Here is an 8,769-nt window from a genome sequence, read left to right on the forward strand (position 1 = left end):
TGCCTGCCGTGACGCTCTGCGTCACACGGCGTTACATCGGTGCTGGCTGAATGATTTCAACCCAGTACGCATCCGGGTCCTTGATAAAGGCCAGGCTTTTCATGCGGCCATCGCTCAGGCGCTTCTGGAAATCGCAGCCCAGGGCTTCGAAGCGTTCGCACGCCGCAACGATGTCCGGCACCGAGATGCAAATGTGGCCAAACCCACGAGGGTCGGTGTTGCCGTTGTGGTAGGCGAAATCGGCATCGTTTTCGGTGCCGTGGTTGTGGGTCAGTTCCAGAATGCCAGGGATCGACTTCATCCACTGGGTGCGCTCAGCCGCGTCAGCCGGGATCTGGGCCTTGTCCACCAGGGCGAGGAAATACAGGCTGAATTCGGCTTCCGGGAAATCGCGTTTTTCAACCAGGGAAAAACCCAGTACGCGGGTGTAGAAATCCAGCGACTTGGTGATGTCCTTGACCCGCAGCATGGTGTGGTTGAACACGAAGTTCGCGGTGGCGGTATCAGGTTGGGCAGTAACGCCGGGGAAGGTGTTCAGTTCGTGCAGGCTCATGGGCCCTCCAGAAAAAAATGGGGCAAAGCGGTCCCTTGGCTTGCGGCAAGCATCCGTGCAGATGGGCCATGATACGCAAGGCCTGCCGGTCACGCCAAATGAAAAAGCTGACGCAACCCTTGCGAGCTGTGGGTCCGGGGCCGCAAACTTTGGCGCTGGAACCCTGGATGCTTTTTGCAATGATCGAGTTTCGTAAACCGCTGTTGAGTACCGTATGTCTACTGCTGGCGAGCCCGCTCGTATGGGCGACCGACCCCGAGATCCATTGGCCCAGCGGTTGGCAGGTGGAGGAAGTTGAACCCGACGCCGCCGGAAAGAGCCAGGCCGTGACGCGTCAACGTGCGATCAAGAATGACGAAAATGGCCAGACCTTGATGGTGATGGAGTTGACCGGTACGCCAATTGAGGCCGGGCACCAAGTCAATCTTCAAGGCGTGTTGCTGGAGATGCGCAAGTCCATTCAAAAAGATTTTGCCCAAGGTGGTTATCAAAGCGTGTGCACCAAAATGCACGCCGCTACATTGAGCCGCCTTGATGCGCTGGAAACTACCTGTGTGATTACCGAGAACGGTCGGCATGTGCTATCGCAGACACTAGTGGGCGCGGTGGATAAGGAAAAGGCCTACGTGTTTTCATATGCGGGCCAGGCGCAAGCGTATGAGGCCAGTCAGGATGAAGTCAATTCAGTACGTGACAGCCTGAAACTTTGAATGGGTGTATGCGAAAGAAAGTGAACTTTAATTTAAGTTCGCTTGCGAACCTGAAAACGAAAAAGCCCCGCGTGAGCGGTAATGCCGTTCAGTTAAGGCTTTTTGTAGGAGCGAGCTTGCTCGCGAAAAACCACAGGCGCCGCGTTCAATCAGGAAACACGCGTTATCGTTGACGTTTTTCGCGAGCAAGCTCGCTCCTACAGAGGGCGATGTACGCTTAACTGAACAGCATTACCCGCGTGAGCGGGGCTTTCTATTAGTGCATGTTAATCAACCGCGAAGCCAGGAATCTACAGTGGCAGCGCCGTGCTCTTCTTTCCAGGCTTTCAGGCCGCGATGGTTGCCGCCTTTGGTCTCGATCAGCTCACCGGTGTGCGGGTTCTGATAGACCTTGACCACGCGGGCGCGGCGCTGTTTCGGTGCGGCCGCAGGCGTGGCGCCGCGCTTGGCCGGGTTTGGATCAAGGATGGAGATCACATCGCGCAGGCTCTTGTCGTAGCTGCCCATCAGTTTTTTAAGTTTTTCTTCAAATTCGATTTCTTTCTTCAGCCCGGCGTCGTTCTTCAGGGATTCCAGCTGGGCAAGCTGCTCTTGAAGGGCTTTTTCTGCTGCGCGAAATTCGGCGAGTCTGGACAAAATCTGTACTCCAATAGTGTAGTTAGCTGATATCTACTGCGAAGAAAGCCTTAAGCCAAGAGGGTTAAGCTAACTCAAACGAAAACACCTGACTGTGAGTGTATCGCCGGCAAGAAAAATTGTAGTAGTTAATCCACTTCGAGTAAATCATGTCTTTTGTCTAAATAACGTGCTGGCCGTGAAGGCAGTCGGTGACTGTTCACTGACGGGTCACCGACTTAATGAATTCATCGCCGGGTAATGGACGCCCGAACAGGTAGCCTTGCAGGAAGTCCACGCCTTTTGCGACGAGGTAATCACACTGTTGCGCTGTTTCCACACCCTCAGCCACGATGCCCAGGTCGAGTTTGACGGACAGTTCGATGATGCTGTCCAGAATATGCCGTGAGAGGGCATCCGCACCGATCATGGCGACAAAGCTTTGATCGATCTTCAAGTAGTCCACATTGAAGTGACGCAAGTAGCCCAGGCTGGAATGCCCGGTGCCGAAGTCATCTATGGCGATCATCACGCCCAACTGGTGCAGCGCGTCGAACAAGCGCCGTGCGATGTCGGTGGGCTCGATCAACTCACGCTCGGTCAGTTCCAGTACCAGGGTTATCTGGCCGGGCGGGAACGCCGCAAGAAATGCTCGGCAGTCGTCCACCAGCTCCAGGTCCTGGCAATGACGCGCGGTGATGTTCACGCCGATATGAAACCCCGGGCTGAAGCGCTCGGCGTGCGGCGCCAGTTGCGCGGCCGTCTGGCGCAGCAGGGCGCGTGTCATGGGCACGATCAGCCCGGAGTGCTCGGCCAGGGGAATGAACAGGTCCGGTCGCACCAGGCCTTCCTTTGGGTGTTGCCAGCGCATCAGCACCTCGCAACCGGCCCATTGGCGTGTGTCGCCGCGCACCACCGGTTGAAAATACGGAATGAACTCATCGGCGCCCAGGGCACGTTGCAACTCGTGGGTAGGCGCCGAAGAGCGCTTTTGCAGCCAATGGGCAAGGAGGCCGGCCAGCACACCAAAAAACACCACCAGGCTGAACACAGCCGGATAGCGCGCCTGCATGTAACGCCAGACCTCACCCTCGGGCATGCCCACGTCGACGCTGTATTGATAGCGGTTGGAGGCCAGGAAGTGAGGGGCTATGGCAAACTTCGGCGGCGCGTCGGTATGGACCTTGCCGTCGGCGTCCAGCCAGTTGGGGCCCACCTTTAACACCAGGGAGGCGTAGCGGCTGATCAGGCGCAGGGCATTGGTGAGGTGGTAACCGTCAATCGAGGCAAACGCGCCTCGATCACCGTCGACCAACCGGTACACCAGCAGTGCGGTATCCGGCGTGACGGGGTTGCCGTTCATCAACCACAAACGCCCGCCGACGTAGTCGTCCGGGTTGACCGGCGAGTTATGCCGGCTGCCGAACAATGAACTGCAATAAATCTTTTTCTGCCAGGACAAGGTGGTAGCGCGCACGAACGGCCGGCGGGTGACCTGTTCACGCAGTGCCAGCGTTGCCGCGTTGTCACACGGCAAGCCGGCCAGCGGCAACAGGTCCTGGGCGGCGAGGGCGGTGTTGTCGAGCATCAAGTCGAACTGACGCACCGCTTCCCTGGCCGTTTGCGCAGTGCTTTGTTCAAGCGTGCGCTCGGCTTGCCAATAAAGAATCACGACCCCCAATAAAACGGGGAGCAGGCCGCAGACGATGCTCAGGCAATAACGGGCAACTCGGCTTCGTGGGCCTTGGGATGTAAAGGGCATAGAGGAGCGGCCGTGCAAAAAAAAGAAGGGGACAATGCCGATGATAGATGGCATTCACACAAGTCGCTCAGCAAAACGTAACAGCGTCTGCCCGGGTGACAAAGCCCTTGCGCGCGGCAAGGCAATGGGGATTTGATAAGCGTACGGGCAAATAGAGCGCGGACAAAAAGTGTTACGCTGTGTAGAATCGATTTACGCATACAAGAATATGGACTTGCGCTCACGCAAGCCTCGCCGTCAGAGACTGATGACACCATGAAGCAACTCGGTTCTCCCCTGATTTTTGGTGACTTCCTCGCCCGCAGTGTGCGAGGCCTTTCCTGTGCGCCCCCCGCCGACCTCATCCTTGCCGGTAAATAACCAGTTGTTAATCCAAGCATGATGAGGCACCCGACATGACCGACCAATACGAAAACCCGATGGGCCTGATGGGCTTTGAATTCATTGAGTTCGCATCGCCGACCCCGGGCATCCTGGAGCCGATCTTCGAGATCATGGGCTTCACCAAGGTGGCGACCCACCGTTCCAAGGACGTGCAGCTGTTTCGCCAGGGCGAGATCAACCTGATCCTCAATAACGAGCCCAACAGTCTGGCCTCCTACTTCGCCGCCGAACACGGCCCGTCGGTGTGCGGCATGGCGTTTCGGGTGAAGAACTCGCAGCAGGCCTACCAGCGCGCCCTCGAACTGGGGGCCCAGCCGATTCATATCGAAACCGGTCCGATGGAGCTGAACCTGCCGGCGATCAAAGGCATCGGCGGTGCGCCGCTGTACCTGATCGACCGGTTTGGCGAGGGCAGCTCGATCTATGACATCGACTTCGTCTACCTCGAAGGCGTAGACCGCAACCCGCAAGGCGCCGGCCTCAAGGTCATCGATCACCTGACCCACAACGTCTATCGTGGCCGCATGGTCTACTGGGCCAATTTCTACGAAAAACTGTTCAACTTCCGTGAAGCGCGCTACTTCGACATCAAGGGTGAGTACACCGGCCTGACGTCCAAGGCCATGAGCGCGCCGGATGGCATGATCCGCATCCCGTTGAACGAAGAATCGTCCAAGGGCGCAGGCCAGATCGAAGAGTTCCTGATGCAGTTCAACGGCGAGGGCATCCAGCACGTGGCGTTTCTCACCGATGACCTGGTCTCGACCTGGGACGCGTTGAAGAAGATCGGCATGCGCTTCATGACCGCGCCGCCGGACACTTACTACGAAATGCTCGAAGGCCGCCTGCCCAACCACGGCGAACCGGTGGACCAGCTGCAGGCCCGCGGCATTTTGCTGGACGGCTCGTCGATCGAAGGCGACAAGCGCCTGTTGCTGCAGATTTTCTCGGAAACCCTGATGGGCCCGGTGTTCTTCGAGTTCATCCAGCGCAAAGGCGACGATGGGTTCGGCGAAGGCAACTTCAAGGCGTTGTTCGAGTCGATCGAGCGCGATCAGGTGCGTCGCGGTGTGTTGACCGCCGACTAGGCAAAAAATAAAGCCCGGCTTCGGCCGGGCTTTATTTTGCCTGGGATTCAGGCTCTGCGCTGACGCACCAGGTGCTTGAAACCTTCATACATCAGCACCATCACCGCCAGCCAGATCGGGATATAGGTCAGCCATTGCCCGCCCTTGATGCCTTCACCCAGCAGTAGCGCTACGGCGAGCAACAACACCGGCTCCACATAACTGAGCAGGCCGAACAGGCTGAAGGCCAGCAATCGGCTGGCGATGATGTAGCTCACCAGCGCCGAAGCACTGATCAAGCCCAGCATGGGAATCAACGCGTACAACTTCGGCTGCGCATCCAGTACCGCGAAACCCTGCTCGCCGCTTTGTACAAACCACCAGGCCACCGGCAACATCAGCGCCATGTCCAGCCACAGGCCGCCCAGATGGTCGGTGCCCAGGTACTTGCGCACCACGAAGTACACCGGGTAACCGATGATCACCACCAGCGTTGCCCAGGAAAACCCGCCAGCCTGATACAACTCGTTGAGCACGCCCAGCGTGGCAAACACCACGGCGATCTGCTGCAAGCGCGACAACTGCTCGCCGTAGACCAGCCGTCCGGTCAGTACCATGGTCAGCGGCAACAGGAAATACCCCACCGACACGTCCAGGCTGCGCCCATTGAGCGGCGCCCACATGAACAGCCATAACTGCACGCCCAGCAGCGCGGACGACAGCAGCACGCCGCCGATCAAGCGCGGCCTGGTCGCCAGCATGCGCAGCAACTCCCACGCCCGTCGCCATTCGCCGCTGACCACCATGAAGACGGTCATGCAGGGCACGGTCAGCAACATGCGCCAGCCGAAAATTTCCAGACCACTCAGGGGGGTGAGCAGCGACGTAAAGTAATACATCACGGCAAACAACACCGAGGCCGATACCGATAACACAACACCTTTAGACACGCAGTCCTCACGAAAGCCGATTTGAGATAAACAGGAAGAATCGAGAGGCAGATTATGGTGCTTTTGGTGGCTCAGGTGCGCTGATTTGGGGCAAAAGGCGGAAAAAGGCTGAAAATGGTCGTTTTACACGCTTGGGCTCAAGGGTTGCCTATGAGCGCACCGTACGACCCGAGACAAAGTGACTCACATCATTGAACCCCGGCGTGGACGAGTGCCCAGGGGTTACCAGCGAATCGATGAATGCTTCATCTTCCGCGCTGATCTTCACCTCGAGTGCGCCGGTATAGGCATCCCACTGCGCCTCGGTGCGCGGGCCGACAATCGTCGAGCTCACCGCCGCGCTATTGAGCACCCAGGCAATCGCAAACTCGACCATGCCCACGCCACGCCCCTGGGTGTATTGCTGGATCTGCTGGGCGATGCGCAGCGATTCGACGCGCCATTCGGTTTCCAGGATGCGTTTGTCCTGGCGTGCAGCGCGGCTGCCAGGCTCGGGTGTCAGGTCCGGCGCGTACTTGCCGCTGAGCACGCCCCGCGCCAGCGGGCTGTACGGCACCACCCCCAGGCCATAAGCGGCAGCGGCGGTGATCTGCTCGACTTCGGCCTGGCGATTGACGATGTTGTACAACGGCTGACTGATGATCGGCCGGTCAACGCCCAGGCGTTCGGCCACGCGTATAACCTCGGCAATACGCCAGCCGCGGTAGTTGGACAACCCCCAGTGGCGAACCTTGCCCTGGCGAATAAGGTCGCCGATCGCTGATACCGTGACCTCCAGCGGAGTGTCGGGGTCCTCGCGGTGCAGGTAGTAGATGTCCAGGTAGTCGGTGTCCAGGCGGCCCAGGCTGGCCTCCAGCGCGTTGAACATACGCTTGCGGCTCAGCCCGTTGCGGTTGGGCATGCCATCCGCCGGGCCCATCCCGACCTTGGACGCCACCACCCAGTCCTGTCGGTTGCGCGCGATGGCCTCGCCGACGATTTCCTCGGAGCGTCCGCCGGTGTAGACGTCGGCGGTGTCGATAAAGTTGATGCCTTGGTCCCAGGCCTTATCGATGATGCGCAGCGAGTCTTCAGTGTTGGTCTGTTCGCCAAACATCATGGTGCCCAGCGTCAGGGCGCTGACCTTTAATCCGGACTGGCCCAATGTGCGGTAAATCATGCAGAGCTCCTCATGGCAGGCAAACGTGTGTCATGCAATACCAGACACGAGCGCTTTGGAACAAGCGCTGTGTGTGTTTTTTCATGCACTCAGCAGGGGCTGGCAGCGCTTCTGTAAAAACCGCTGCGGCATTTTCATCCGTTCCGAGACTGGCAGGCGGTGGGGACACTTCAGGTTGAACGGCGCCGGCTGACGGATGCTTCACAATCCAAATGTGGGAGGGGGCTTGCCCCCGATGACGGCCTCTGGGCCGACCAGGATTTTGTGTCGATCCTGGTCCAAATGTGGGAGGGGGCTTGCTCCCGATGACGGCCTCAGTGAGCTGGTCTAATAGTCCCGGACACCTCAATAGGTGAAACTACACCTATTGAGGAGTATTCCATGACCAAGAAGTACAGAAAATTCGACGCCGCTTTCAAGCTAAGAGTCTGCAAGATGATTGTTGACCAAGGCCTGAGCGTGAACTCCGTTTGTACCGATTTAGACTTGAGTGACACTGCCGTGCGCCGCTGGGTCCAGCAGTACCAAGCCGAGCAGTTAGGTGGTACAGGGATTGGTAAACCGTTAACCAGCGAGCAACAGCGTATTCGTCAGCTTGAGCAGCAGATCCGCGAGCTGAAGACTGACAACGATATATTAAAAAAAGCTACGGCCTTCTTTGCCCGCGAATTGAAGTGATCCACCAATTGGTTCACCAAATGCAATGCAAGGCCTACCCGGTAATACGTATCTGCCGGGTTTTGCGGATCAGCCGTTCGGGGTTCTATGAAGCTCGTCAGCGGTCTTTTAAGCCAAAAGCTGTCTGTCCGGTTGCAGCTCAGGTCAAAGCTACGTTCATGACCAATGAGCACTGTTATGGCAGTCGTCGGGTGATGAAAGCACTGCGTAGCGATGGCGTATCCATTGGGCGGCACAAGGTCCGTCGGCTGATGAAACAACAGGATTTACGCCCGATCTGGAAGCGCAAGTTCGTTCATACCACCAACAGTAATCATAATTTCCCGGTAGCTGAGAACCTGCTCAACCGCCAGTTTAACCCCGAGCAGATCAACCAATCATGGGTTGCTGACATCACTTATATTCGCACTCGAAGCGGCTGGCTGTACTTGGCGGCTGTCATGGATTTGTATTCACGCAAGATCGTAGGCTGGTCCATGGCTCCGCATATGCGCGCAGAGTTGGTGTGCAGTGCTATGCAACTAGCCATCACACAGAGGCAGCCTAAACCGGGTCTGATCGCGCACTCAGATCGGGGCAGCCAGTATGCAGGCGCTACTTACCAAGCCATGCTGACACGACATGGCTTGCGCTGCAGCATGAGCCGCAAGGGCAACTGCTGGGACAACGCAGTCATGGAACGTTTCTTCTTGAACCTGAAGATGGAGCGTGTTTGGAGGAAGGACTATGCCAATCATGATGAAGCAATCAGGGACGTCACGGATTACATTGTGCGGTTCTACAATGAACGACGAATGCATTCATCGTTAGACTATTTGCCGCCCAATCAGTACGAGCGGCAAACAGCCTGAAAACACCGATTGAGGTGTCCGGAAAAAGTTGACCACCTCA

General features: G+C 57.6%; 8 protein-coding genes. 3 read left to right on the top strand and 5 right to left on the bottom strand.

From position 1 onward, the window contains the following. Positions 1–31: 31 nt before the first annotated feature. Positions 32–553 carry a lactoylglutathione lyase gene (gene gloA / locus BFP93_RS04430; RefSeq protein ID WP_065892185.1) on the bottom strand — a complete coding sequence of 174 codons (522 nt, stop codon included), beginning with the start codon at positions 551–553 and terminating at the stop codon, positions 32–34. Between the two features lie 179 nt (positions 554–732). On the opposite strand from gloA, the gene BFP93_RS04435 reads away from it, so the two are divergent. After that, positions 733–1,263 carry a DUF4946 domain-containing protein gene (locus BFP93_RS04435; RefSeq protein ID WP_065892201.1) on the top strand — a complete coding sequence of 177 codons (531 nt, stop codon included), beginning with the start codon at positions 733–735 and terminating at the stop codon, positions 1,261–1,263. Between the two features lie 270 nt (positions 1,264–1,533). On the opposite strand, the gene BFP93_RS04440 is transcribed toward BFP93_RS04435, so the two are convergent. Next, on the bottom strand, positions 1,534–1,899 hold the full coding sequence (locus BFP93_RS04440) for a histone-like nucleoid-structuring protein, MvaT/MvaU family (RefSeq protein WP_065892186.1): 366 nt from the start codon (positions 1,897–1,899) through the stop codon (positions 1,534–1,536). A gap of 199 nt (positions 1,900–2,098) precedes the next feature. Further along, positions 2,099–3,640, bottom strand: a complete 1,542-nt coding sequence (locus BFP93_RS04445) for an EAL domain-containing protein (protein ID WP_065892189.1) — start codon at positions 3,638–3,640, stop codon at positions 2,099–2,101. Positions 3,641–4,035: 395 nt separating this feature from the next. Here BFP93_RS04445 and hppD point away from each other — a divergent pair, with 395 nt between their 5' ends. Next, positions 4,036–5,112 carry a 4-hydroxyphenylpyruvate dioxygenase gene (gene hppD, locus BFP93_RS04450; protein ID WP_065892196.1) on the top strand — a complete coding sequence of 359 codons (1,077 nt, stop codon included), beginning with the start codon at positions 4,036–4,038 and terminating at the stop codon, positions 5,110–5,112. 47 nt (positions 5,113–5,159) lie between these two features. On the opposite strand, the gene rarD is transcribed toward hppD, so the two are convergent. Further along, entirely contained in the window at positions 5,160–6,041 is an 882-nt protein-coding gene (gene rarD, locus BFP93_RS04455) for an EamA family transporter RarD (RefSeq protein ID WP_065885686.1), read from the bottom strand. Positions 6,042–6,189: 148 nt separating this feature from the next. Then, the gene (locus BFP93_RS04460) at positions 6,190–7,200 is read right to left on the bottom strand and encodes an aldo/keto reductase (RefSeq protein ID WP_065892197.1); all 1,011 of its coding nucleotides are present in this window, start codon (positions 7,198–7,200) and stop codon (positions 6,190–6,192) included. A 381-nt stretch (positions 7,201–7,581) separates the two neighbouring features. On the opposite strand from BFP93_RS04460, the gene BFP93_RS04470 reads away from it, so the two are divergent. After that, positions 7,582–8,729, top strand: a protein-coding gene (locus BFP93_RS04470) for an IS3 family transposase (protein WP_122582746.1) whose coding sequence is annotated in 2 segments (ribosomal slippage) — positions 7,582–7,837 and positions 7,837–8,729 — 1,149 coding nt in all. Because the reading frame shifts where the segments join, the coding sequence is not laid out codon by codon here. Positions 8,730–8,769: the final 40 nt, after the last annotated feature.

This window comes from Pseudomonas sp. 44 R 15, from assembly GCF_900004965.1.
GTDB lineage: Bacteria > Pseudomonadota > Gammaproteobacteria > Pseudomonadales > Pseudomonadaceae > Aquipseudomonas > Aquipseudomonas orientalis_A.